This is a genomic window from Levilactobacillus brevis, from assembly GCA_021383565.1.
In the GTDB taxonomy this organism is placed as follows: domain Bacteria; phylum Bacillota; class Bacilli; order Lactobacillales; family Lactobacillaceae; genus Levilactobacillus; species Levilactobacillus brevis_B.
The window spans coordinates 1,987,309-2,013,387 of record CP079699.1; the positions used below are offsets into that span (position 1 = coordinate 1,987,309).

18 protein-coding genes and 2 rRNA genes are annotated in these 26,079 nt (G+C 50.4%); 11 read left to right on the forward strand and 9 right to left on the reverse strand.

The genetic code is table 11. From position 1 onward, the window contains the following. Positions 1-17 precede the first annotated feature (17 nt). The 3 genes from KB236_09300 to KB236_09310 all read left to right on the forward strand — a co-directional run bounded on the left by KB236_09300 (position 18) and on the right by KB236_09310 (position 6,270). Entirely contained in the window at positions 18-1,442 is a 1,425-nt protein-coding gene (locus KB236_09300) for an SLC45 family MFS transporter (GenBank protein UIF28731.1), read from the forward strand. 30 nt (positions 1,443-1,472) lie between these two features. Continuing rightward, positions 1,473-3,779: a glycoside hydrolase family 31 protein gene (locus tag KB236_09305; GenBank protein UIF28732.1), complete on the forward strand. Its 2,307-nt coding sequence runs from the start codon at positions 1,473-1,475 to the stop codon at positions 3,777-3,779. Between the two features lie 589 nt (positions 3,780-4,368). Then, positions 4,369-6,270: a heavy metal translocating P-type ATPase gene (locus KB236_09310; GenBank protein UIF28733.1), complete on the forward strand. Its 1,902-nt coding sequence runs from the start codon at positions 4,369-4,371 to the stop codon at positions 6,268-6,270. Between the two features lie 103 nt (positions 6,271-6,373). Here the strand turns inward: KB236_09310 and KB236_09315 are convergent, their stop codons facing one another. Together KB236_09315 and KB236_09320 are read right to left on the reverse strand one after the other, a co-directional pair. Continuing rightward, positions 6,374-7,189 (reverse strand): hypothetical protein, encoded by an 816-nt coding sequence (locus tag KB236_09315; GenBank protein ID UIF28734.1) that lies wholly within the window; start codon positions 7,187-7,189, stop codon positions 6,374-6,376. 203 nt (positions 7,190-7,392) lie between these two features. Further along, positions 7,393-8,238, reverse strand: a complete 846-nt coding sequence (locus tag KB236_09320; GenBank protein UIF28735.1) for a hypothetical protein — start codon at positions 8,236-8,238, stop codon at positions 7,393-7,395. Between the two features lie 317 nt (positions 8,239-8,555). On the opposite strand from KB236_09320, the gene KB236_09325 reads away from it, so the two are divergent. From KB236_09325 to KB236_09340, 4 genes are all read left to right on the forward strand, one after another. After that, positions 8,556-9,806, forward strand: coding sequence for a right-handed parallel beta-helix repeat-containing protein (locus tag KB236_09325; GenBank protein UIF30336.1), 1,251 nt, complete (start codon positions 8,556-8,558; stop codon positions 9,804-9,806). Positions 9,807-9,884: 78 nt separating this feature from the next. Continuing rightward, complete coding sequence (locus KB236_09330; protein UIF28736.1) at positions 9,885-10,727, forward strand: aldo/keto reductase; 843 nt, start codon at positions 9,885-9,887, stop codon at positions 10,725-10,727. A 470-nt stretch (positions 10,728-11,197) separates the two neighbouring features. Next, positions 11,198-12,685, forward strand: a complete 1,488-nt coding sequence (gene zwf / locus KB236_09335; protein UIF28737.1) for a glucose-6-phosphate dehydrogenase — start codon at positions 11,198-11,200, stop codon at positions 12,683-12,685. A gap of 120 nt (positions 12,686-12,805) precedes the next feature. Further along, complete coding sequence (locus KB236_09340) at positions 12,806-13,552, forward strand: lysophospholipase (GenBank protein ID UIF28738.1); 747 nt, start codon at positions 12,806-12,808, stop codon at positions 13,550-13,552. Positions 13,553-13,562: 10 nt separating this feature from the next. On the opposite strand, the gene KB236_09345 is transcribed toward KB236_09340, so the two are convergent. Continuing rightward, positions 13,563-14,018, reverse strand: coding sequence for a GNAT family N-acetyltransferase (locus tag KB236_09345; GenBank protein ID UIF28739.1), 456 nt, complete (start codon positions 14,016-14,018; stop codon positions 13,563-13,565). A 79-nt stretch (positions 14,019-14,097) separates the two neighbouring features. Here KB236_09345 and KB236_09350 point away from each other — a divergent pair, with 79 nt between their 5' ends. Beyond that, on the forward strand, positions 14,098-14,532 hold the full coding sequence (locus tag KB236_09350; GenBank protein UIF28740.1) for a MarR family winged helix-turn-helix transcriptional regulator: 435 nt from the start codon (positions 14,098-14,100) through the stop codon (positions 14,530-14,532). Positions 14,533-14,677: 145 nt separating this feature from the next. Further along, positions 14,678-16,117, forward strand: coding sequence for an NADP-dependent phosphogluconate dehydrogenase (gndA, locus tag KB236_09355; protein ID UIF28741.1), 1,440 nt, complete (start codon positions 14,678-14,680; stop codon positions 16,115-16,117). Between the two features lie 426 nt (positions 16,118-16,543). On the opposite strand, the gene KB236_09360 is transcribed toward gndA, so the two are convergent. Next, complete coding sequence (locus tag KB236_09360; protein ID UIF28742.1) at positions 16,544-16,807, reverse strand: hypothetical protein; 264 nt, start codon at positions 16,805-16,807, stop codon at positions 16,544-16,546. A 94-nt stretch (positions 16,808-16,901) separates the two neighbouring features. Then, positions 16,902-17,543: an SDR family oxidoreductase gene (locus tag KB236_09365; GenBank protein UIF30337.1), complete on the reverse strand. Its 642-nt coding sequence runs from the start codon at positions 17,541-17,543 to the stop codon at positions 16,902-16,904. A gap of 260 nt (positions 17,544-17,803) precedes the next feature. On the opposite strand from KB236_09365, the gene KB236_09370 reads away from it, so the two are divergent. Together KB236_09370 and KB236_09375 are read left to right on the forward strand one after the other, a co-directional pair. Continuing rightward, entirely contained in the window at positions 17,804-18,148 is a 345-nt protein-coding gene (locus KB236_09370; protein UIF28743.1) for a hypothetical protein, read from the forward strand. A gap of 192 nt (positions 18,149-18,340) precedes the next feature. Beyond that, on the forward strand, positions 18,341-19,345 hold the full coding sequence (locus tag KB236_09375) for an aldo/keto reductase (GenBank protein UIF28744.1): 1,005 nt from the start codon (positions 18,341-18,343) through the stop codon (positions 19,343-19,345). Between the two features lie 63 nt (positions 19,346-19,408). Here KB236_09375 and KB236_09380 read toward each other — a convergent pair whose 3' ends face one another. From KB236_09380 to KB236_09395, 4 genes are all read right to left on the reverse strand, one after another. Beyond that, a complete protein-coding gene (locus KB236_09380) occupies positions 19,409-19,972 on the reverse strand; it encodes a redoxin domain-containing protein (protein ID UIF28745.1) in 564 nt (187 codons plus the stop codon). Between the two features lie 1,181 nt (positions 19,973-21,153). After that, positions 21,154-22,440: a cation:dicarboxylase symporter family transporter gene (locus tag KB236_09385; GenBank protein ID UIF28746.1), complete on the reverse strand. Its 1,287-nt coding sequence runs from the start codon at positions 22,438-22,440 to the stop codon at positions 21,154-21,156. Between the two features lie 365 nt (positions 22,441-22,805). Further along, positions 22,806-22,922 (reverse strand): 5S ribosomal RNA (gene rrf, locus KB236_09390). 72 nt (positions 22,923-22,994) lie between these two features. Then, positions 22,995-25,913: ribosomal RNA gene (locus KB236_09395) — 23S ribosomal RNA — on the reverse strand. Positions 25,914-26,079: the final 166 nt, after the last annotated feature.

A 26,079-nucleotide genomic window follows, 5' to 3' on the forward strand; every position in this document is an offset into this window, starting at 1 on the left:
CAAGGGGATGGCATACCATGAATCAACCAACAGCGCATGCAGCTGGGGTCGCCCAACCGACCGGAACTGCCACTAAGAAAACGGCACGGATCTCAAACTCCCTGCCAAACTTACCATTGAAGACCATATTCGCGATTACGTTTGGGTTTTGCGGGGTTAACATGGCCTTCTCACTACAATCGTCACAAATGAGTCGGATCTTCCAGACCATCGGGGCCGATCCAACCAATCTGGGGCTCTTCTTCATCCTGCCCCCACTCGCCGGTTTAATCGTGCAACCGCTCGTTGGGAAATACTCCGACCGGACGTGGTCACCACGCTTTGGGCGACGGATGCCGTACCTGTTGTTCAGTGCGCCCATCGCCGCATTAGTCATGGTGCTTCTGCCAAACGCGGGGTCCTTTGGCTTCGGCTACGCCTCACTGGCCGCACTACTCTTCGGGGCCATTGCCATTCTATTCATGGACCTGTCCAGTAACGTCTGCATGCAGCCGTTCCGGATGATCATTGGCGACATGGTCAACGAAAATCAAAAGGATAAGGCCTGGTCTTGGCAACAAGCCTTCAGTAACTTAGGCGGCGTGCTGGCAACCCTATTGCCGTTCGTCTTAACTTACTTCGGCGTTGCTAATACCGCTAGAAAAGGGGTTGTCCCCCTGTCCGTACGGTTAGCCTTCTATATCGGTGCCGCCATTCTACTGGGGATTTCGGCTTACACCATCCACTCCGTTAAGGAATACGACCCCGAGACTTACGCCAACTACCACCAGATTGATCCGCAAGCGCACAAGAATCATAAGTCCATCTGGCAACTCATCAAGGAAGCGCCCAAGGCCTTGTGGGAAGTCGCTTTAGTCCAAATGTTCGCCTGGATTGGGATTCAATACATGTGGACCTACACGACCGGCGCTATTGCCCAAAATGTTTGGAACACCACCAACGCCACTTCTGCTGGTTATCAAGCCGCCGGCAACTGGTACGGGATCTTAACGTTTATCCAGTCCATGGCCGCTGTGCTCTACGGCTTTCTGGTGTTGTCGCACACGAATCCCTTCAAGCGGAAGTTCTGGTACCGCTTCGGGATTGCCTGCTTTGCCATCGGCTTAATCTGGGTCTTCTTCATCCACAACCAATACTTACTGATCCTACCATTCTGTTTAATCGGGATTGGTTTCTTCACCGTTCACGTGGAACCCTTTAACATCTTCACCTCTTCGCTAAATGGGTCCAACGAAGGCTCCTACATCGGAATCTTCAACGGGACTATCTGCTTGCCACAAATCATTGCGTCCGTGGCTAGTTTCTTGGTCTTCCGCCTGGTCGGCAAGTCTATGCCCGGCATGATGCTGGTTGCCGGTGTTTCCATGCTGATTGCGGTTATCGCTATCAGCGTCTTGAAGCAGGACAAGCCACAAAAAGATTTGTCCGAAGATGTTCACTAGTTTTAACTTCTTAATGAGGAGAGAATTTCTATGACATTACCAACCTATACGCAAAATAAACAGACGGTTACCTTCGATTATCCGCAGCATTCCCTGCAGCTGACCGTGATTACCCCGGCCATCGTGCGGGTCTTTGAGAATCGCGGTGACAGCGGCCAGTCCTACGCCATCGACGGCAATAAGGAACAGCCGACCGACTACACCCTGACGGATGCCGGCGACCACTACGACTTAAAGACCAGTGCACTGACCTTAAAGTTAGATGCTGAGGGTCACGTGGACGCTTATGACGCCGCGGGCCATGCCTTGGTCACGGATTACCGCGGCGAACGTCACCTGCTGGACAAGGGCATCGACAAGGTCCACGAACGGTTAGTCGAGGCTGAGGGTCACAGCGTTACCAAGTCAACCGTTAAGTCCGCCACGGGCTATTATGAGGTCGTCAAAGCCTTAGCTCCCGACGAACATCTCTACGGTTTGGGCGACAAGACCGGCTACCTCGATAAGCGTGGCTTCGAATATGACAACTGGAACGTCGATAATCCGGCGCCCCAATTGGAAAACTTCCCCAATCTGTACAAGTCGATTCCTGTCATGTTGGGCTTGAAAAACGGCCATCCGTATGGTCTATTCTTTGACAACACCTACAAGAGTCACTTCGACATGGGTAAGGAAAACGACCACTACTACTTCTATTCCGCCGTTCAGGGTAACCTGGACTATTACATCATCGGCGGTCAACATTTGAAAGACGTCGTCACCAACTACACCTACCTCACGGGACGCGTGCCGTTACCGCAGAAGTGGACGCTGGGCTATCAACAATCACGGTGGGGCTACAGTGCCAGTCAGGCCGAGGTCCAATCGATTGCGGATAATCTGAAGAAATACGATCTCCCCTGCGACGCGATTCACTTCGACGTGGACTATATGGATGGCTATCGGGTCTTCACCTGGGATAAGCACAAGTTCGCTGGCGATCCGAAAGCCTTTGTCGCGAAATTAAAGCAACGCGGCATCAAGGTCATTCCGATCATCGATCCCGGTGTCAAGCAGGACCCCAACTACCAGACTTACGCGGACGGCGTGAAGCACAACTACTTCGTCAAGACGCCGGACGGTAAGGTCTACATCAACAAGGTCTGGCCCGGCGACTCCGCCTTTCCAGACTTCGGTCGCCCAGAAGTTCGTCAGTGGTGGGCCACGAACAATAAGTTCTTAACCGACATGGGCGTCGGCGGGGTGTGGAACGATATGAATGAGCCCGCCACCTTCGAGGGTGAAATTCCAGACGACGTGGTCTTCAGCGACCAAGAGACGCCGGCCACCCACGCCAAAATGCACAACGTTTACGGCCACAACATGGCCAAGGCGACTTACGACGGGCTGAAGGCCCAACAAGGCCGGCGACCATACGTCATCACCCGAGCGGCCTACGCCGGTACGCAGAAGTATTCGACCGTTTGGACCGGCGACAACCGGAGTATCTGGCCACACATTCAAATGATGATCCCGCAGCTCTGCAACCTAGGGCTCAGTGGCTTCAGCTTTGTCGGTACGGATATCGGGGGATTTGCCTCCGACTCCAATGCGGAATTACTGACCCGCTGGATCGAAGCCGCCATCTTTAGTCCGTTACTGCGGAACCACGCGGCGATGGGCACGCGCCGGCAAGAACCCTGGGCCTTCGGTGAACCGACGCTGTCGATTTACCGGAAGTACCTCAAACTACGCTACCGCTTCATCCCCTACCTGTACGACCTCTTCGCGCAGGAGAGTCAAAACGGCCTGCCCATCATGCGGCCCTTGGTCTTGAACGATGACGATGACCCGCGGGTTCGCGACCTCAACGATGAATACATGGTCGGCGATAACGTGCTGGTTGCCCCAGTTGTGCAAAAATCCCAGACCAAGCGACTCGTCTACCTGCCGGCCGGTAAGTGGATTGACTTCTGGAATAACCGCGAATACGACGGCCAACAAGATATCGTGGCCGATGCGCCGTTGGATAAGTTACCGCTGTTTATTAAGCAAGATACCCTCTTGCCTTGGGGCGCGGCGGTCGACCATATCAGCGAGGAACCCGATACGACAATGACCTTTAAGCTCTTCGGAGATACCGGCACCTACGAACACTATCAAGACGATGGTTTGGACTTTAACTACCAGAACGGCGAATTTAACCGCTACGAAGTGACGGTCCAAGACGGTCAAGTTGGCGTCAAGCTCCTGCACCATGGCTTCGCACCGGCCTATCGAACCATCACCATTGAATTACCAGACAGTAGCGTCACATTGGCTTACGATCAGGCTAGCGATGGCTATAAGTTGAAATAGGTCTAACGATTATCGAAGTATCTGGTGGTTGGTGCTGGTCGCCTTACCGTTCACCAAATTTGGTCTGGAACGCGGTGGGGAGGACGGCAAAAGCCAAAGAACGGGCTTTTGCCTCGCTTTGAGCCGATGAACCACGGCTGAGACCAAATTTGACTCACTCACGGCTACCTGACAAATAACGTGTTACCATGGTTAAACATCACCATACCAACAATGCGACTGTCACAGCTTCTCAAGCCATGGGTGATCCCCATAGCGTCGAAATCTCTGGCAGATACAGGTGGCCAGCAACAACTAATCTAGATGCCTTCACCCCCTGCTAGCTAGAAAATTTTCACTAGTTTGAATTTCTCGTCTTTAATTGCCATCAAAAAAATTAAAGCGCGCCATCATCGGCTACAAAGCCAGTGGTGGTGTGCTTTTTGTATTCCGTGAGATGGGCTAAATTCCTTATTTTACCAAGAAAAGCCAAATAAATCGGCCAACTTGATTCGCATCAAGTTAATCATTTCCGCTTCCAGGCATAATGGATACATAAACAAGGAACGAAACAGTTAAACCAAGCAAACAAAGAAAGGATCGTTATCTTATGGCATTCCAACGTTATATTTATGCTCACACTAATCCCATTACCTTCTGGTCGGCCGGGCTCATCATCCTCGGTTTTCTCAACACCTGGTTCACCAAGGTACCTTATGTGACCGACACCGCCTGGATCATTGCCTCCGTCATCGCCGCAGCCCCCATTGTTCTACGGGCTATCAGCGCGTTGAAGGCCAAGGTCTTCAGTATTGAATTATTGGTCGGCATCGCAGTTATCGGGGCGTTTGCGATTGGTGAGTTCGAAGAATCAGCTATTGTTACTTTCTTATTTCTCTTCGGATCTTACCTGGAACAAAAGACGCTGGCCAAGACACGGGGCGCCATCCAATCCCTGACCGAAATGGCACCAACTACAGCATTGCTGGTCAACGATGACGGCGAAACCGAAGAAGTCGACGTCGATGATTTGGAAGAAGGTAACGTGGTCCTGGTTAAGGCCGGGGGCCAAGTTCCCGTCGATGGTAAGGTTGTCAACGGTACCGGTTACGTCAATGAATCCTCCATTACTGGTGAGTCTCGGCCCATCAACAAGGCTAATGGCGATGGCGTCTACTCCGGTGCCATGGTTGAAAGCGGCACGCTACAGATTGAAGCCACACAAGTTGGGGACGAAACGACTTTCTCCAAGATTATCGAATTGGTCGAAGAAGCACAGGATACCAAGTCACCCGCTGAAAAGTTTATTGATAAATTTGCCCAATACTACACGCCAGCCGTTCTGGTGATTGCTATTCTGGTCTTCGTCTTCTCTCGTGACCTGCGCTTAGCCATCACGGTACTGGTTCTGGGTTGCCCTGGAGCCTTGGTTATCGGTGCTCCCGTCTCCAACGTTGCGGGGATCGGTAACGGGGCAAAGAACGGGATTCTGATTAAGGGGGGCGACGTGGTCGATAGTCTCTCCAAGGTTGATACGATTGTCTTTGATAAAACGGGAACACTGACCACGGGGAAGATGGACGTGGCCGGCATGAAGCAGTACACGGACGATGACAGCCTACTAGGAGCCGTCGCTCAGGTTGAACAAACCTCCGATCACCCACTGGCAACGGCGATTACGACACATCTGGCCGGTAAGATTGCAAGCGACGCGCCAACCATGACGACCGACACCATCAAAGGCCGCGGCATGATCGGCCAGTGGCACGACGAACCCCTCTACGTTGGGAACGCCGCTCTACTGAAAGACAACGGAATTACCCTAACCGATGCGCAATTGGTTGATTTACACGAGCTGCAAGACGATGGTCAATCCACGGTTCTAGTCGGCTATCAAGGTAAGTTGGCCTTCATCCTCGGGGTGGCCGATACGGTTCGGACCGAAGTCCCCGCCGCCCTCGCTGCTCTGAAACGCCAAGGAATCAAGCACCTGGTTATGTTAACGGGGGACAACCACGCAACTGCTCAAGCCGTTGCGGAATCACTGGGAATCGATGAAGTTCACGCTGATTTACTCCCAGCTGATAAGGTAACCTTCGTCAAGAAGTTCCAGGACATGGGACGGAACGTGGCCTTCGTTGGTGACGGGATTAACGATAGTCCTTCCCTCGCGACGGCCAGTGTCGGTATCGCCATGGGTGGCGGGACCGACGTCGCCATCGAAACGGCGGATGTGGTCCTGATGCAATCTAGCTTCACTGCCTTGAATCATGCGGTTGGTTTAGCCAAGAAGACGGCGGCCAACACCAAAGAAAACATCACCATCGCCATCGCCACCGTCATCTTCCTGCTGATTGGTCTAGTCTACGGTTACATCTACATGGCCAGTGGGATGTTCGTCCACGAAGCCTCCATCCTGGTGGTTATCTTCAACGCGATGCGCCTGATTGGGTACCATCCCCACGTTGACAAGCCAACGAAGCAACCCGTTCAGCAGTTGGCCACGAATTAAAACAGTTGAATAGAAGCCGATAAATTATCGAAAAAGAGTCCACCAAACGTTGGGTTATCAACGCTTGGTGGACTCTTTGGGTTTACCTGTTTAATGTTTCATTTTAGCCATAATCGTTAATGATCCCGGAGAAGTAGGGCTTGCTGTTGACCGTGTAATTATCCCAACTACCACCCCAATAGTCATCACCAAAGTAGCGGCGACCGGTGGTCTTCAAATTCTTAATCTTAATCTGATACGTATGCTTGCCAACCTTTTTGCCGGGTAGTCCCTTGATGTACTTGTTGTAGCGAACCGTGGTGGTGTTGCCCTTGACCGTGGTCTTGGTCATCTTGGCCGAGGCGGTCGGCTTGTAGACTTCCATCCCATTGCCAAACTTAACTTGCATTTCCCCACCGCTATCGTACTTACTCATCGCCGCACGACTGTAGTATTGGATGTAGTTGTCCAGCGTCAGATAAAACATGGGTGACGCAAAGCCACCGTGGCGATCTTCTTTGAATCCATTTCCTTGTCGCAGGACGGTACCGCGAATCGGCGCCTTTAGACTGACCTTCTTGAAGTTGGCCTTCGTTAAAGGTACCGAGTCCGTCATGGTAAAGGCCAATTTTTTCAGCCGATTGTAGTGCACCGCACCGGACGTAAACGAGGCCTTAACGACCGAACTTCCCTGATTCTGCGTAGAGCTCATCACAAACAGCAAGGATCCCTTCTTCTTGAGCAACGGACGATAGGTCCGCCCATGCTTCTGCGAGATGCCCACGTAAACGTTGCGTTTAGCCCGGACGTACGTGCCAAACTGTGGAGTCAAATACTTGCTGGATGCCTGTGCAGTAGTGGCTGTCGTGGCGATCCCCATCCCCACGAACGCACCAACCAGCGCGACCCCCGCAACTAGCTTACCTCTAAGATTTAACAAATCTAATTACCCCCTAGAATATATGTGTTACACAAGTATTATACAACGAATGGAAAGGGCTCACACAACCCAATTTAAAGAGCGAGAGTCACTCTTATTTTTTTCCGAAAGTGGACGCTCGCTGGTTAAACCCGAATAAAAACTGGCGATTTGTGAAAACACAAATCGCCAGTTTTTATTAATATACTATATAAAGCCTAAGCTTACTTCGTAAAAGTCCACTTAGCAGCTGGGGCAACGCCGGCCTTAACGGCAACGACCTTGTTCTTGCTGTTAACGATCTTGAACTTCTTAGCAGAAGTGAACCGTAAGTAAAGCGTCTTAGAAGTCTTGGAACCCTTAGGTGTGTAAGTGATCTTCCAGAACGTTGGGGTCTTAGCATTTACGCTGTACTTTGCGTAAGAAACTAACGTCTTAACCTTCTTACCATTCTTGTAAAGGTATTGGTTAAAACCAGTCTTTTGGCTGAAGACGATCTTTTGTGAATACTTGTTAGCCGTGTTGGACTTCCAAGTACCAGTAGGCGTCTTTACCGTAAAGCTAGCAGCCTTCTTGGTTGAAGCCTTTTTAGCCGTGGCCTTTTTGGCAGTCGTCTTTTTAGTTGTTGTCTTTTTAGTTGTTGTCTTTTTAGTCGTCTTCTTCGTAGCGGTCTTCTTAGTCGTGGCCTTCTTCGTAGCAGCGGCCTGAACCCGAATAATCCGGTAGAATGACGTCTTCGTCTTTGGATTTGTTGCGTAAACGTAGACGTTGGCGTTCTTCTTCAACGTCTTAGCTAACTTAACCGTGTATTTTCCAGTCTTCTTAGAAGCCGTTGCGCTCCCCAGATTAGCCTTAGCGTTCTTGCTCTTCTTGACCGTGATCTTAGACCCTTTAGTGGCCGTCCCCGTGATCGTCTTCGAATTGCTGTAGATCGCCTTTACACTCAAGTTTGGACCCACGTGCGTTGCGGCATGTGCCGTCGTAGCTGGCGTAATCGCCGTAGCGGGAACCGTAGCACCGATAGTAAATAAAGTGACCAAACCAGTCATCGCAACCATAAATTTCTTCATTGTTTTCCTGACCCCTTATATTAACCGACCAAAACGCCGGTAAATTATTTTCTAACCGCCTTGTAGTATAACAGATTTTTGACAAACTGGTGTCAATTTTATAACGAGGTTGGGGCTTCTTTAACAACACTTAAAACAAATTAACGACTTATCCATTCTTTAGCCGCTGATTAGCCGATAACGACCGCCATAACGGCCATAAGCGACGATTGTCCTTTAGTTCTGGTACCGTTTCCAAATTGTGGTAAGCTAAAGCTGAAATCTCTCCATTTCCACCCTAACGGAAACGAAACCTGCCAGAAAAGGAGTGTGGTTCTCTGATGAAAATTAATATTCTCGACACCGCCGTTTATGCTGAAATCAAGTCGAACGCTACCGCCACTATTCAGGCCGCCATTGACCAATGCGCCGCTACAACTGGCGGTGAGGTCACCATCCCCAGCGGACAATACGTGATCGACGGCCTCCAGCTCAAGAGCGGCGTCACCTTAAACCTGGAGGCGGACGCCATTCTACGGGGCAGTGGTCACGAGTCTCAGTACATCCATCGCCCAGGTCCCTTCGAGCTGAACCGCAATCAGACGCCAATCTCGGCTCTGATTCACGCCAAGGGCCAACGCAACATCGGCATCACTGGTGAGGGACAGATTGACGGTAATTATCAAGCTTTCATTTATCCCAATCAGCATGACGCCGTCCATCTCAAATTCTACAAATACCCCCGCCCCATGACCGTTTACTTTGAAAATTGTACCAATGTTACGCTGCAGCAGCTGACCATCACGAACGCCCCCTTCTGGACCATTCACCTCGTGGGCTGCCACAATACGGAGATTAGTCATATTGCCATCCACAATGAATTACGAATGCCCAACACCGACGGCATCGACATTGACCGGAGCCAGAACACCTACATCCACGATTGTGAAATTATCACCGGTGACGACGCTATCTGCCCCAAGTGTACCGAGGAGACCGCCCAATATGGAGATTGCACCGGCCTATTGGTTAACCATTGCTTCCTAAAGTCCCAGAGCGCCGCCGTAAAATTTGGGAGCAGTAGCTTCGGCAACTTTGAAAATTGTCAATTCCACCACCTGACCATCAAGGATACCAACCGCGGGCTGGCTTTCCAACTCCGCGATCCCGGTAGCGCCAGCAACATTCGGTTTGAAGATATTACCATTGTGACGAAGCCCTACAGTCAAGAATGGTGGGGCGCCGGCGAACCCATCTACATCACCCTCCTACCGCGTGATACGGCTACGGACCTCCGCCAGCAGTCCATTCGCAACGTCATCTTCAAAAACATCATGTGCGAAGCCGACAACGGGATTTTGGTCGCCGCCGACGTTCCCGCCGCCTTTAGTCAGATTACCTTCGAAGACGTGACCCTTAATCTCCGCCACAACGTCGACACCCCCGTGTCCGTTGACCTCCGCCCTTGGCAAGGTGCGGCAAAGCTTCAACGTCCCCTACGCTTGGTGACCAACTTGGCTGGTGCCGACTTAACCTTTAAAAACGTTCAGGGACGATTTCCGAACCGACTGACAGTGACGTTACCGTAACGGAAAATCAAAATGTTTGTATCTTACTTACAAAAAGTCTATCTTTATCATCAGACAAAAAAGGTGGTTCGATACTTAATGGAAAAAACATTTACTTTCGATAACGATTTAACGGTCAATCGCTTAGGCTACGGGACCATGCAGCTCCCCGGCAAGGGTGTCTGGGGGCCTTCCGCCGATCCCGACAATGCGCCTAAGGTCATTGAGACAGCGATCGACAACGGCGTCAACTTCATTGATACTGCCGATGCCTACGGGCCGTTCTACTCTAACCTTTACCTTCGAGAGGCTTTGCAAGCCCGTCCCGACAGCCACGTCATGGTAGCCACCAAGGTTGGCCAAACGCGGCAAGGTCCCGACCAATGGACCCCAACTGGTGTGCCCGCCTACCTACGTCAACAAGTGGAACTCAACCTGTTCACGTTAGCCCTCGACCATCTCGACTTGCTTCAGCTCCACCGGGTCGACCCCACGGTACCTTTTGAAGACCAGATTGGCGTCCTCAAAGACATGCAGGACGAGGGTAAGATCAAGCATATCGGGCTCAGCCAGGTCTCTGTTGACCAACTCAAGGCTGCCCAAAAGATTGCCCCGATTGCTTCTGTTCAAAATATGTACAACCTCAGCAACCGCAAGGACGAAGACGTCTTAAACTACGCCGAATCCCAACACATTGCCTTCATTCCGTGGTTCCCACTAGCTACCGGACAACTCATCACAAACCCAACGCTCACCAACATCGCCAAGAAGTACGATGCCTCACCCGCTCAAATCGCCTTGGCCTGGTTACTGAAGCGTTCCGACGTGATTCTGCCAATTCCTGGCACTAAGTCCAGCGAGCATGAATTGCAAAACATTCACGCCCAATCCATCGACCTTAGCCAAGCTGATTTCGATGCTTTAAAGGCCTTAGCCGACTAGTCCGCAAACTCAGATAACTTACTCGGCTGTCCTGTTGGGCCGTGACTTCTGTTGCCCAACACTAATTTTTCATGAAACTATTTTACTGATCTCAACTCGTCTAACGTTACTTAGGCGAGTTTTTTTGTTAGACTACTGGTGATAGCGATTTCATAAGCAAGCCCGGTATGGCCTGCTTCCATCCATTTTCAAGTAGGCTAATTTGGCTTTCATGAAAACGTAGAAATCGTGAAATCATTGTTTTCATAGCAATGCAACCGGTTGTCTAATTTTTAAATTCTTGGTTTAAAAAGGTCGCATTTCACGACAAAGGGGCGTATAATAACTTCCGAAGTGGTCTAGACATACTTTCTGGGCAACTCGCGGATTCCCGAATGGTTGCCCCCATTCGTGGATAACCGATGCAACAGTCAATTTTTGGTAGACACTGCTCATATAACGGATTTAAACATTTAAGGAGTGACGATCTCGTGGCAACTGAACGTAAAGCTGTATTTCTATTCTTCGGGGGTACCGGTGATTTAGCTTACCGGAAACTCTATCCCAGTCTTTTCAACCTGTATCGCAAGGGTAACTTACGATCCCATTTCGCCGTCATCGGGACTTCCCGAGCCAAAATGGACGACGACAAGTTCCGTGCTGCTATCAAGAAATCCTTGGCAGACAGCGGGAACCGGACCGACTCTAAGGAAGCTAACGACTTTATTTCCCATTTCTACTATCAAGACCATGATGTGACCGACACGGCCCACTACGCCGTCTTGAAGGACTTGATGGACAAGTTAGACAAGAAGTACAAGGCAGAAGGCCACCGGATTTTCTACCTATCAATGGCACCACAATTCTTCGGCACGATTGCCCAAGACCTGAAGACTCAAGGCTTACTGTCCGACGGCAAGGACGCCTTCAACCGTTTGGTCATCGAAAAGCCATTCGGCCGAGACTACGATTCCGCCAAGCTCTTAAACGACGCCTTAAGCAAGTCCTTCGACGAAAACCAAATTTTCCGGATCGACCACTACTTGGGTAAGGAAATGATTCAAAACATCGAAGCACTACGGTTCGGCAACACCTTGGTCGAATCTCTGTGGAACAACCGGTACATCGACAACATTCAGGTCACGTTATCTGAAAAACTAGGTGTTGAGGAACGGGCTTCCTACTACGACAACAGTGGGGCACTGCGGGATATGGTCCAAAACCATATCATGCAAATTGTCTCCCTGTTAGCCATGGAACAACCCGTGGCCTTCACGGATACCGATATCCGAGCTGAAAAGGTCAAGGCCTTACGGAGTCTACGCGTCTACAACGTGGCCGACGCCGCAACCAACTTTGTCCGCGGCCAATACGGTTCGATCAACGAACAAGCCGACTATCGGCACGAAGACAACGTCCCTCACGATTCAACGACTGAAACATTCGTTGCCGGGAAGTTGTTATTCGATAACTACCGTTGGTCCGGCACCCCATTCTACATTCGGACGGGGAAGATGTTGGCCGACAAGTTCACGCGGGTTGACGTCGTCTTCAAACGGCCACTCGTGGACATCTTCGCCTTCCCACAGAGTCAAAACACGCCGCTGGCCGCCAACGTCTTGACGATCTTCGTTGAACCGCACGCTGGGTTCTCCCTGCAATTGAACGCCAAGACCAACGACACTGGCTTCTCCACGGAACCAATCAAGTTGGACTACCTGGTTGACGCCCAAAAGTCTAAGGATACGCCAGAACCATACGAACGCCTGCTTCATGACGTCTTGAAGGGTGACGGGACCAACTTCTCCAGCTGGCCAGAAGTTTCCTACGCTTGGAAGTTCGTGGATCAAATTCGCCGTGTTTGGGACTTACAAGAACCACAATTCCCTAACTACACGCCACATTCCATGGGTCCAGCCGCCGCTGAAGAACTTATTCAACGCGACCACCGGGAATGGGTTTACCGCTTAAACAACTAGAACTTTTAACCAAAACTAAGAAGCCGGACCACGTCATCTCAAGCGATGTTGTGGTCCGGCTTCTGCTTTACTAATATCTACTACTTATAACTCGTAAATTCACTCACGGAGGTCTTTCATATGGAATTTAATGTTCAACGCGACGGCTTAACGCTAGCCGGCATTTACCAACCCGCACCCCAACCCAACGGCACCATCGCCATCCTCATGCACGGTTTCACCGGTAATCGGGGCTACACACCGACCGAACTGCTGGTCCAACTGGCCGAGCGGTTGCGTGCCGTAGGCGTGGGGACCGTTCGCTTTGACTTCAACGGTCACGGCCACAGCGACGGACGGTTCGCCGACATGACGGTTCTCAACGAGATTGCCGACGCCCAGGCCGTTTTAACCGCCGTCCAAACGCGCTTGCATCCCCAACAAATCGACCTGTTAGGCCACTCTCAGGGCGGCGTGGTCGCCAGCATGCTGGCCGGCTACTATCCTGACCTGATTCATAAGCTGGTCCTGCTGGCCCCCGCCGCCACACTCAAGGACGACGCGCTGGCCGGTCACACCCGCGGACTGGACTACGACCCCCACCACATTCCGGCCACCTTACCGCTATCCGCCAGTCAAACGCTCGGCGGGTTCTATCTCCGCACGGCCCAGCTTCTACCAATCTATGAAACCGCGCAGGCCTTCACCGGTCCCGTCTGCTTAATCCATGGCAAGGCGGATAAGATTGTCGCGCCCCGCGCCTCTCAACGCTACGCCGATGTCTACTCCAACGCGACGTTCCATTTGCTACCGGGGGCCAGTCACCGACTCGACGGCGATGCTCGACCGACCGTTTTGAAATTAGCCACCGACTTCATTCAAGACTAATTCGCCACAATTATTGCGCTAACCGTAACGCCGGCTTGTCCATGCGGACGTGCGGTGTCCCGTGAAAGTTAAAGCTTGCCCCCTGAGCGCGATACCCAAACTTTTCATAGAAGCCTTGCTTGTCGACCTGAGCTTCGATACTGATGGGTAGTCCCGGATAATCGCGACGAATCTCCGCTTCAATCTGGCTCATGAGCTGGCGCCCCAAGCCCTGACCCCGTGCTTCTGGAATCGTCAGTACCCGACCAAACGTCACGTGGCCCTGTTCCGTGAAAATTCGGGCGTATGCGACCAGTCGCCCGTCCCGAAAACCCATCACGTGATGGGCAACGAGATCGGTCTCGTCAACTTCCTGGTACACCCGATTTTGGGCAATCACAAACGTTCTAATACGTTCATATGCAACTTTATACAAATTTTCTGCGGATAAATCCGTAAACGTATTTATTAACCATTTGACTGTCATAATAAGCCTTCTCTGTGTTAAAATATGCTTATTAGCATCCCACATTTTAAATTCAAATGCAACTAAAAAAGGAGAAAACATGCCCAATTCTTTTCGGAGCATCGGCCTGATTGCCCGCGCCACCTCGGAGATTGGTAATCAACTTTTCCAACGGGCCGACCTTCAAAACAACCAATTCATCTATCTTATGCGGATCGTTGAAAATCCCGGTATCACCCAAACCGACCTCGCCACCCAACTCTACGTGGACCCGTCGACCTGTCTCCGAGCCGTGCGCAAGCTCATCGACCACCAGTACGTGACCCGCCAGACGGACGCCCACAACAAGAAGGCTCGGCCATTGATGGCAACCGCCAAGGGACGGGCCGCCTATCCCGAATTGCAGGCGTATGAACAGCAGATTCTAGCCATTGGAACCCACGGTCTATCGGCAGGAGAAGCCCTCCTACTAGAGGAATTACTGGCTAAAGTTGCGACCAATGTTCAGGAGTATCAAGCCACGCAGGACGACTAGGTGACGGAGCAACGAAATTTTTTTACAAAAAGATTAATTATTTTGAAAAAAACCAGTCAAATCAGTTCCTTTTTAAATTGTTCAATGCTACACTAGGAGTTGGTAAAACCGAAATCAATCTTAACAAAGTAAAGGAAGGTTTCTAATGGCAGAAAAAGCTAATATTGGTGTTGTTGGTATGGCTGTCATGGGCAAGAACTTAGCCCTGAACATTGAAAGCCGCGGATACACGGTTGGGATCTACAACCGCTCCGCCAACAAGACGGAACAAGTTATGAAAGACCACAGCGAAAAGAAGTTAGTTCCAAGTTACACGGTGGAAGACTTCGTTAACTCTTTGGAAACGCCACGGCGGATTCTTTTGATGGTTAAGGCTGGTAAGCCAACTGACGCCGTTATTCACGAATTGCTTCCTCTGTTGGACAAGCACGATGTCCTCATTGATGGTGGGAACACGAACTTCCACGACACGATGGCTCGTAACGCCGAACTGGACAAGTCCGGTATCAACTTCATCGGTATGGGTGTTTCCGGTGGTGAACTGGGTGCCTTACAAGGTCCTTCCTTGATGCCTGGTGGCCAAAAGGAAGCTTACGACTTAGTTGCCCCAATCTTGGAAAAGATCGCGGCTAAGGCTGACCAAGACGGCAAGCCATGTGTATCTTACATCGGCCCTAACGGTGCTGGTCACTACGTTAAGATGGTCCACAACGGTATCGAATACGGTGATGAAGAGCTGATCGATGAAAGCTACAACATCATGCGTAACGTTGCCGGCATTTCCATTGACAAGATGGCTGACATCTTCAAGGAATGGAACAAGGGTGAACTTGACAGTTACTTGGTTGAAATCACCGCTGACATCTTAACCCGTAAGGATGACTTAGGTGACGACAAGAACTTATCTATCTTGGACGCTATCTTGGACCGTGGTAACAACAAGGGTACTGGTAAGTGGAGTTCTGAAGACGCCTTAGACGTTCAAGTTCCACAATCAGTTATCACTGAAGCCGTTTATGCCCGTTACATCTCCATGTTGAAGGACGAACGGGTTAAGGCTTCTAAAGTCTTAGCACCTGCTGAAAAGCAAGGTAAGGTTGACACCGGTGACGAAACTGAATTCGTTGAAAAGGTTCGCCAAGCCCTCTTCTTTGGTAAGTTAATGAGTTACGCTCAAGGCTTCGAACAACTCCGGTTTGCTTCTGAAAAGAACAACTGGGACTTGAAGTTCGGTGAATTAGCACAAATCTGGCGTGCCGGCTGCATTATCCGGGCCCAATTCCTGCAAAACATCACGGATGCCTTCGACAAGGATCCTAACTTGACCAACTTACTCTTTGATGACTACTTCAAAGAAGTTGCTGCTAAGTACCAACAATCAACGCGTGACGTTGTTGCGATGGCCGTTCAAGCTGGTATTCCTGTACCTAGCTTATCTGCTGCTATCACTTACTACGACAGCTACCGTGCTGAAGTCTTGCCAGCTAACTTGCTGCAAGCACAACGGGACTACTTCGGTGCCCACACCTACGAACGGCGTGACCGCCCTGGTGACTTCCACTACTCATGGTACGAAGAACAATAAATCATTAAACCTGATTGAAAAAGACGCCGTTATGGCGTCTTTTTTTAGTTGCATCGCTGAAGGTTGAAAACCAGAGATGGAGACGCTGTAAGCTGACGTTTTGAGTCAACTTACAGCGTGGGACGTGTTTGGAGACTGGCGGATTTTGCCAGGCTTCGAACCGAGCCGGAGGACCGCTTCTCAGGCCACAGGCAGTCCCCACAGTGCCGGAATCTCTGGCAGCCGCAGGTGGTGTTGATGACTAGTTTGATGACGATTATCCCTGTCAGCTGAGGATCGCGGCTTGTTCGCAAACTTTCAACCTTCAGTTGTATAGCTGAAAGTCTCTTCAGCGCATAAAAAATGGGCCTGCCCTTTCCATCTGGAAAGAAGCAAGCCCGTTTTAGCTTTCACGATTCATTTTATCAACTACCACTTATTGGAGGCTCACTGCCGCGTGTGGCCGCGGTAAGTGGTCCCGGCAAGATTATCCGTCAACGCCATTTGAAGTGCGTGGAGGCTCTCCCAGTGGTCTATTTCGGCAGCTAGGCCAGCTTCCCACTGAGCCTTCTGCCGGCTCTTTTCGATGAACCGGTCCCAGTCGCGGTCCGCGGTCGTGGCATCAGCTGTCTGTCGCCACTGAGCCCATTCATTCAAGTGTTCAGCCAAGATTTCAGCTTGAGGTGGTGCGATCAGCAATTTATCAGTCATGGTCGTCGCCTCCTTTGGCAAAAAACTAAAGGACAGGTATCTTCTACTACGTCTTAATTATAGCATATAGAGTAAATCATTACGACTAATATCCTTACAACTGCTGCAGGACGGTCGCAATGGGCGTGTCCCCCTGCAAGAGTGGGATTGTCTTACCAATCGCCTGCGGAGCGTGGAGTGCAGCCACCAGGAAGCTCGCCAGATCGGCCCGTGGAATACTGCCCACGGCGAGCGGATCACTCTTGACCTTCCCCGTTCCCGGGTGAAAGGATAGCGCTCCCGGCTGCACGATGGTGTAGTCCAGCGTGGTCTGATGCACCAACCAGTTGTCCGCATAGAACTTCGCGGCGTACAGCGGCTTGAGTGGATCGGCCCAGCGATTTCGGTCCTCAGCGAAGAGCATGCTAATCATCAAAAATCGTGACACACCAGCAATTTCTGCGGCCTGCATGGTCTTAACGGCCCCATCTAGATCAATCAGTAAGGTCATATCGTCCTTGGTCCGCCCACCAGAACCCGCAGCAAAGATAATCGCGTCACTGCCCATCAGCGCTCGGGCAATCTTTTCTGGCTTACGGAGCAGATCGAGCCGGCGCACCGTAACCCCTTGATCTTCCCAGTCTTCACCATCTTCATCAGGGCGTAACCCGGCAATCGGTTCATCCCCCCGCGCCTTCAGTTGGGTCACAATCTTTCGGCCGGTCTGACCGTTGGCTCCCACGACAAACACCCGCATCACGCGTCACTTCCTTCGTTATCTTCTAGGCTTAGTATACACTAGTTTGTCGTCCACCTTGAGCCACTGAACAACCGCGTTAATTTTTTCATGACGGCGACCGTGAAAAATGACAATGGTAGCGCTTCAATTGATTTACACCGAAAAAATTTAGGTGAGTTTCCTTTACGCACGGCCAAAATGTGCCATAATAAAAAAGGGGCACCGATCGACTGACGACCGATACTCGCAGCAACACAGAATTTGAGGAGGTCTCCACTTTGCAAAACGATTTAACGATTACCGATCTGGACGAACACGCCCAATTAACCGCGCTTACTGATTTCGTCCACTTCTATCTTGAACATTATCGGACCAACGATCTCGAAATTTTATCACAGTTCAAAGTCGACTACGCCATGAACGACATTAACATGTACCTTTACGCAAACCGAAACTTCAGCCCAGACCAACTGGCCGCTGGCGTTCTGGCTTACAAGAAGGGACTCTTCGTGGAAATTATGAAGACCATCAATCTACCCTTTAACGAAAATGGCACGCTCAAGGAAAACACTTGGGACGGCTGGTATCAACAAGAATACGCTAAGATTCCTCAGGGCAAGTAACGCCTGCGGAATCCCCGCTCCCCACCAAACGCGATGAGTACCTCCGGGTGCTGGCCGCGTTTTTTCGTGGGTTTAATGAATTCGTTTTCAATTGAACGGGAAGACCCGTATACTTAAGAGTGACAACTTATGGTGTATGCAGGTAGTCATAACGTTCGACCATACACCTAATTGACTAATGGAGGTATTTATATGTACTTAGCAGATGCACACCGCTACGACGCCATGCAATACCGGCGCAGCGGCAATAGTGGCCTCAAGCTTTCGGCCATTGGCTTGGGTTTCTGGCACAACTTCGGCAGCGTCGATCCGTTCGATAATCAACGGGCCATCGTTCACACGGCCTTTGACGCCGGGATTACTTATTTCGACCTGGCAAACAACTACGGTCCGGAACCCGGTAGCGCGGAGACCAACTTTGGCCGGATCATGGCCAGAGACATGCGGCCCTACCGTGACGAAATGGTGATTACGTCCAAGGCCGGCTACCTGATGTGGCCCGGACCTTACGGCGAATGGGGCTCCCGGAAGAACATCATCGCCAGCGCCAACCAGAGTCTGAAACGGCTCCAATTGGACTACGTGGACATCTTCTACTCCCACCGTCCCGATCCCAACACGCCACTGGAGGAAACGGCCTTGGCCCTAGACCAACTGGTGCGGCAAGGTAAAGCCCTCTACATCGGCATTTCTAACTATGATCCCCAACAGACCCAAGAGATTAAGGCCATCTTCGACGACTTGCATACGCCGTACATCGTTCACCAAAGTCGCTATAGTCTGTTCGACCAGCACATTGCAGACAACGGGCTGTTAAAGACATTGGCCGAAGACCAGACCGGTCTAGTCACCTTTAGTCCCCTCGCACAAGGTCTATTGACCGACCGCTACCTGCACGGCATTCCCGCCGATTCACGGGCGCACCGGTCGTCTAGTCCTTTCCTCCACGAGGACAACGTGGAACACACGATTACCACAGTCAAGGCCCTCAACGAGATTGCTCAGCAACGCGGGCAATCCCTCGCGCAAATGGCGATTGCCTGGCTGCTCAGCCAGCCCGTGGTCACCTGTGTCCTAGTCGGTGCCAGCCGGCCTAGTCAATTGCAAGACAACCTAAAGGCCTTTACCAACACGACGTTTAGCCCTGCTGAAATCAAGCAGATTCAGCAATTACTCGCAAAAATGCCCAAAGCTTAATGGGTCTAAAACGAAACGCGGCCGCCTCAATGACGAGACGGCCGCGTTTTTATTTTAGAATCGTTAAATCTTACCAACCAAATCCGTCCCGGGCTTCAAGGTTTGTTCGCCCTTGTGCCAGTTGGCCGGGCAAACCCGGTCGCCGTGTTCCGCGACAAATTGGGCCGCGGTCAACGTCCGGAGAATTTCCGCGGCATTGCGGCCAATTCCCATGTCATTGATGGTGTATGACCGCACCTTCCCCGCGGGATCGAGGATGAAGACCCCCCGGTAAGCCTGTCCGGCGTCGGCATCCAGAACCTCGTAGTGCCGGGCCAAGACACCGGCTGGATCGGCAATCATGGGATAGGCCACCTGCCCAACCTCTGGACTCTGTTCGTGCCAAGCCTGATGAACAAACTCGGTGTCTTCAGAAACACTATAGATTTCCGCATTACTTTGTTTGAATTCTGAATAGTGGGCGGCTAAATCGCCTAACTCAGTCGGACAAACAAAGGAAAAGTCGGCGGGATAGAAGAAGAGCACCGACCAGTGACCCAAGAGGTCATCGCGGGTTAAAGCCTTCACTTCGCCGTTTTGAAACGCATTTACAGTAAAATCGGGTAACGCTGAACCAATAAAATTCATGATACTAACTCCCCTCATTTGGCAAATTTCGAATCATCCCTAGCATACCCGCTTATTCAGTCAAAATCAAGAATGATTCTAAACTAGGCGTTAATATTAGACGGTTTAACATTTTATTAATAGTTTGTTATTATAATTATTATTCGTTTTCCCTGAGCGTTTATGGTTGCTTTTTTTCAGAAAATCCGGTAAACTATGACTATAGAATAAATCAGAAGCTGTTAGGTGAGGCTCCTATACGGAAAATGCTACTGCTCAGAAACGTCGAGAAACGCCAATGAGTCAGCTGTTCAGGTCAGATTAAGGCCTGTTCTAATGTAGCTGTTAAAGAAACACTAACTACGCCGTATAGTGCTAAAACTCAACGACTGGCTATCAGTTCACAAACGCTTTTTATTGTGCGCTTAGCTAGTCGTGGCTAAGCGCTTTTAATTTATTCGCAGTTGTCACTGTCGACTAAATTATTGGAGGTGATTGAACATGACAACGCAGCATATAGATGATCCTGGAGCGTGTTATCACTCGCCGGTGGGAAAGTTGCAGTCAGTTCACGCCTCTTGGTTGACGCTTTGAGGAAAACTGCCCTCTAGCTTTCCCTTTCCCGGACCCCGTAGCTTGATGCGGCGGTTCGACTGGTAGACTTTAAACCGAATCAACCGGCCACTTTAACTCAGCCGCTGTCGGCGTTGTACCCGACTTAATCACGGCTGACCTTCCCGAATTCGTTCGTGCGCCGGTTGGATTCAAACCACTTAATGGAAAACGCAAGCTAGAGTTACCCAGTTTTTCTCGGCCCTATGACAACTATGATGCATTGACGTGCTAGTTCAATAGCCGCTTCACCGTTGGGGGAACCCAGCTGGGGAGGAAGACATTCGTAACTGACGCCGATTCAACTAGGCTGGTTTTTAATCTCTAATAGTCGATACGAAGACACACAATCCCAAAAACTTAATCCTGATTATCGCTGTTGAGGCAACACCATGGGCTGATGGGAATCACCCCGCAAGGTTACCCGCACACCGCTAATCTGGTTTCTGCAATTATCAATAACCCCCGCCGTTCGCGAAGAATGACGGGGGTTATTTTGAGGTTCTTTCAGCAACGTCTCCCACCGGGAGGGTTGCTTTTTTATTTTTGGCAGTAAAAAAGCCACTCCTTAACGAGTGACTTAGCCTAACCTATTTCGTTTTCGCAGCGCGTAGTTCCGTCAGATAATTCTGACTCTTCTCTTCACTGAATTCGTGTTCGGAACGACCGATAACCACCGTAGCCAACGAGTTTCCGACCACGTTAACCGCAGTCCGACCCATGTCCACCAACCGGTCAATTCCGGCGATAAACGTCAGCCCACTCATCGGAACCCCAATGGTAGAAACCGTCGCTAGCAGAACAACGAAGGACGCACCAGGCACCCCAGCCATCCCTTTACTGGTAATCATCAGCACCACCAGCAGGGTGATCTGTTGTCCCAGGCTCAGGTTGATATGGTAGGCCTGTGCCAGAAACAGTGCGGCCAGTGACTGGTAAATGGCGGATCCATCCAGGTTAAACGTATAACCGGTTGGAATCACGAAGGACACGATCCCCTGGCTGACGCCGAACTTATCCATTTTATCAATCAATCGTGGCAGGGTCGCTTCGGAACTAGCCGTGGAGAAGGCCAAGACTGCTTCGTCCTTAATGACGAACAGCAAGTCCTTCAGATGGAACTTAAAGAGCCGAGCCACCAAGCCCATGAAGACTACGATGAACAGTGCCATCGTCCCGTAGGCTAATAGGATGAAATAGCCCAATGGTGCTAACGCGGAAATCCCCATTTGCGCAATGGTTACCCCGATCAAGGCACAGACCCCGATTGGCGCCGTATGCATGACCCAGTTGGTCACACGGAACATCACCTGCGAGACGGCATCCAGGAAGTCGATGATGACCTGTCCCTGCTTACCAATTGCCGCGGTACCCAGTCCAAAGAAGACGGAGAAGAAGATGACGGGCATCATATCCCCCTCGGACAGTGACTTGAAGAAGTTGGTCGGAATAATCCCGAGCAACGTTGCCCAGATGCCTGAATCCTTGGCAGATTTGGCCGAGGAGACGTATTGGCTAATGTCTGAACTATGTAGTTGATGGATGTCGATAAACGTCCCAGGATGGAAAATATTCCCGATTAGGAGCCCTAGGGCAATGGCGATCGTGGTCATCACTTCGAAGTAGATGATGGTCTTACCACCGATCCGCCCCAACTTATGAATATCGCCCATATTGGCAATCCCAACCGTTAAACAAGATACCACGATTGGCAGCACAATCATCTGAATCAAGCTGATAAACATATTCCCGATGTTTTGCATCGCAGTGATGGCGAGCTTATTCTCGTAGAAAACGACCCCCAGCACGATCCCTAAAATCAATCCAATTAGAATTTGCCACCCCAGACTCAGGCGATAGCTCCGATATTTTTTCATAATTACTTTCCACCTATTTTCTAAAGATAGTCATTGATTGTCTTTTTCTCTTAATCTGCTTATACCTTGTGGTAACTCCACAACACTAACTATGATAGCACAAGCTATTCTGCTAACCAAGGCGGTTATTGCAAAGATATTCGAACTTCTTTCAATAATATGTTAATAATGTTCGCATAACGTATTCTAACCTGGTTTTAATAGAGTGATTAAATAACCCATGAGCGGCCAAATTAACCGACATGGTAATCATTATGGTCACTTACCGAATGTACGGGTCATCACTGACTAATTGTAAGCAACTAAATTTGGGGTAATTAAAAATTTATGTAAAAAAAGAACCCAATCACTGGGTTCTTTCGTTCGCGTGGCAACGTCCTATCCTCGCAGGGGGCGATCCCCCAACTACTATCGGCGTGCTAAAGCTTAACTTCCGTGTTCGGCATGGGAACGGGTGTATCCTTTAGGCTATCGCCACCACACTACTGAGAGCTTATTCTCTCAAAACTAGACATCATCAATTACTTTCCAACGGAAACAACCACGTTTTCAACTTGGTTAAGTCCTCGACCGATTAGTACTGGTCCGCTCCACGCCTCACGGCGCTGCTACTTCCAGCCTATCTACCTGATCATCTCTCAGGGGTCTTACTTCCATATAGGAATGGGAAATCTCATCTCGAGGCGAGTTTCACACTTAGATGCTTTCAGCGTTTATCTCATCCATACATAGCTACCCAGCGATGCGCCTGGCGGCACAACTGGTACACCAGCGGTATGTCCATCCCGGTCCTCTCGTACTAAGGACAGCTCCTCTCAAATTTCCTACGCCCGCGACGGATAGGGACCGAACTGTCTCACGACGTTCTGAACCCAGCTCGCGTACCGCTTTAATGGGCGAACAGCCCAACCCTTGGGACCGACTACAGCCCCAGGATGCGATGAGCCGACATCGAGGTGCCAAACCTCCCCGTCGATGTGGACTCTTGGGGGAGATAAGCCTGTTATCCCCAGGGTAGCTTTTATCCGTTGAGCGATGGCCCTTCCATACGGTACCACCGGATCACTAAGCCCGACTTTCGTCCCTGCTCGACCTGTCTGTCTCGCAGTCAAGCTCTCTTCTGCCTTTACACTCGACGAATGATTTCCAACCATTCTGAGAGAACCTTTGGGCGCCTCCGTTACTTTTTAGGAGGCGACCGCCCCAGTCAAACTGCCCACCTGACACTGTCTCCCACCACGATTAGTGGTGTGGGTTAGAGTGTTCACACAGCGAGGGTCGTATCCCACCAGCGCCTCACTCGAAACTAGCGTTCCGAGTTCTACGGCTCCGACCTATCCTGTACAAGCTGTGTCAACACCCAATATCAAGCTACAGTAAAGCTCCATGGGGTCTTTCCGTCCTGTCGCGGGTAACCTGCATCTTCACAGGTAATATAATTTCACCGAGTCTCTCGTTGAGACAGTGCCCAGATCGTTACGCCTTTCGTGCGGGTCGGAACTTACCCGACAAGGAATTTCGCTACCTTAGGACCGTTATAGTTACGGCCGCCGTTTACTGGGGCTTCATTTCTGGGCTTCGCCGAAGCTAACTCATCCACTTAACCTTCCAGCACCGGGCAGGCGTCAGCCCCTATACGTCATCTTACGATTTTGCAGAAACCTGTGTTTTTGATAAACAGTCGCCTGGGCCTTTTCACTGCGGCTACACTTGCGTGTAGCACCCCTTCTCCCGAAGTTACGGGGTCATTTTGCCGAGTTCCTTAACGAGAGTTCACTCGCTCACCTTAGGATACTCTCCTCGACTACCTGTGTCGGTTTGCGGTACGGGTAATTAATCACTAACTAGAAGCTTTTCTCGGCAGTGTGACATCTGGCGCTTCCCTACTAAAATTCGGTCCTCGTCACGCCTTGTCCTTAGCGATAAGCATTTAACTCATCGCCAGACTTGACGCTTGAACACACATTTCCAATCGTGTGCACACCATAGCCTCCTGCGTCCCTCCATCGTTCAAACATGATTAACTAGTACAGGAATATCAACCTGTTATCCATCGCCTACGCTTCTCAGCCTCGGCTTAGGTCCCGACTAACCCTGGGAGGACGAGCCTTCCCCAGGAAACCTTAGTCATTCGGTGGATCAGATTCTCACTGATCTTTCGCTACTCATACCGGCATTCTCACTTCTAAGCGCTCCACTAGTCCTTGCGGTCTAGCTTCGTTGCCCTTAGAACGCTCTCCTATCACGCGACCTATTGGTCGCATCCACAATTTCGGTAACATGCTTAGCCCCGGTATATTTTCGGCGCGGGATCACTCGGCTAGTGAGCTATTACGCACTCTTTAAATGGTGGCTGCTTCTGAGCCAACATCCTAGCTGTCTATGCAACTCCACATCCTTTTCCACTCAGCATGTATTTAGGGACCTTAATTGGTGGTCTGGGCTGTTCCCCTTTCGACGGTGGATCTTATCACTCATCGTCTGACTCCCGGATATAAATCTGTGGCATTCGGAGTTTATCTGAATTCAGTAACCCATGACGGGCCCCTAGTCCAAACAGTGGCTCTACCTCCACGATTCTTAACTCCGAGGCTAACCCTAAAGCTATTTCGGAGAGAACCAGCTATCTCCAAGTTCGTTTGGAATTTCACCGCTATCCACACCTCATCCCAGCATTTTTCAACATACACGGGTTCGGTCCTCCAGTGCGCTTTACCGCACCTTCAACCTGGACATGGATAGGTCACCTGGTTTCGGGTCTACGTCAATTTACTGAAACGCCCGTTTCAGACTCGCTTTCGCTACGGCTCCGGTCTTTCCACCTTAACCTTGCAAATTAACGTAACTCGCCGGTTCATTCTACAAAAGGCACGCTATCACCCATTAACGGGCTCTAACTAATTGTAGGCACATGGTTTCAGGAACTATTTCACTCCGCTTCCGCGGTGCTTTTCACCTTTCCCTCACGGTACTGGTTCACTATCGGTCACTAGGGAGTATTTAGCCTTGGGAGATGGTCCTCCCGGATTCCGACCACGTTTCACGTGTGTGGCCGTACTCAGGATACTGAACTGAGGGTCAACGATTTCATCTACGGGGGTATCACCCTCTGTGCCGAGCCTTCCCAGACTCTTCGATTATCATTGACTTTGGTAACTCAAATGTTCAGTCCTACAACCCCAAAGAGCAAGCTCTTTGGTTTGGGCTATTCCCCGTTCGCTCGCCGCTACTTAGGGAATCGATTTTTCTTTCTATTCCTGTGGGTACTTAGATGTTTCAGTTCCCCACGTCTGCCTCAACTCAAGTATGTATTCCCTGAGTTGTAATTACTGATTAAAGTAATTGGGTTTCCCCATTCGGAAATCTCCGGATCAAAGCTTACGTACAGCTCCCCGAAGCATATCGGTGTTAGTCCCGTCCTTCATCGGCTCCTAGTACCAAGGCATCCACCATGCGCCCTTCATAACTTAACCTAACGATTACGTCGTAATCGCTGATTAATTGAGTATTAGCGATATAAACTAATTAAAAAACTCAAAAATACGCAGTTGTTTCTCGGTTTAATTATCTTAATAATTAAAGGAAAATAATTGATAATATCTAGTTTTCAAAGAACAAGTTTGAGAGGTAAGCCCCTCA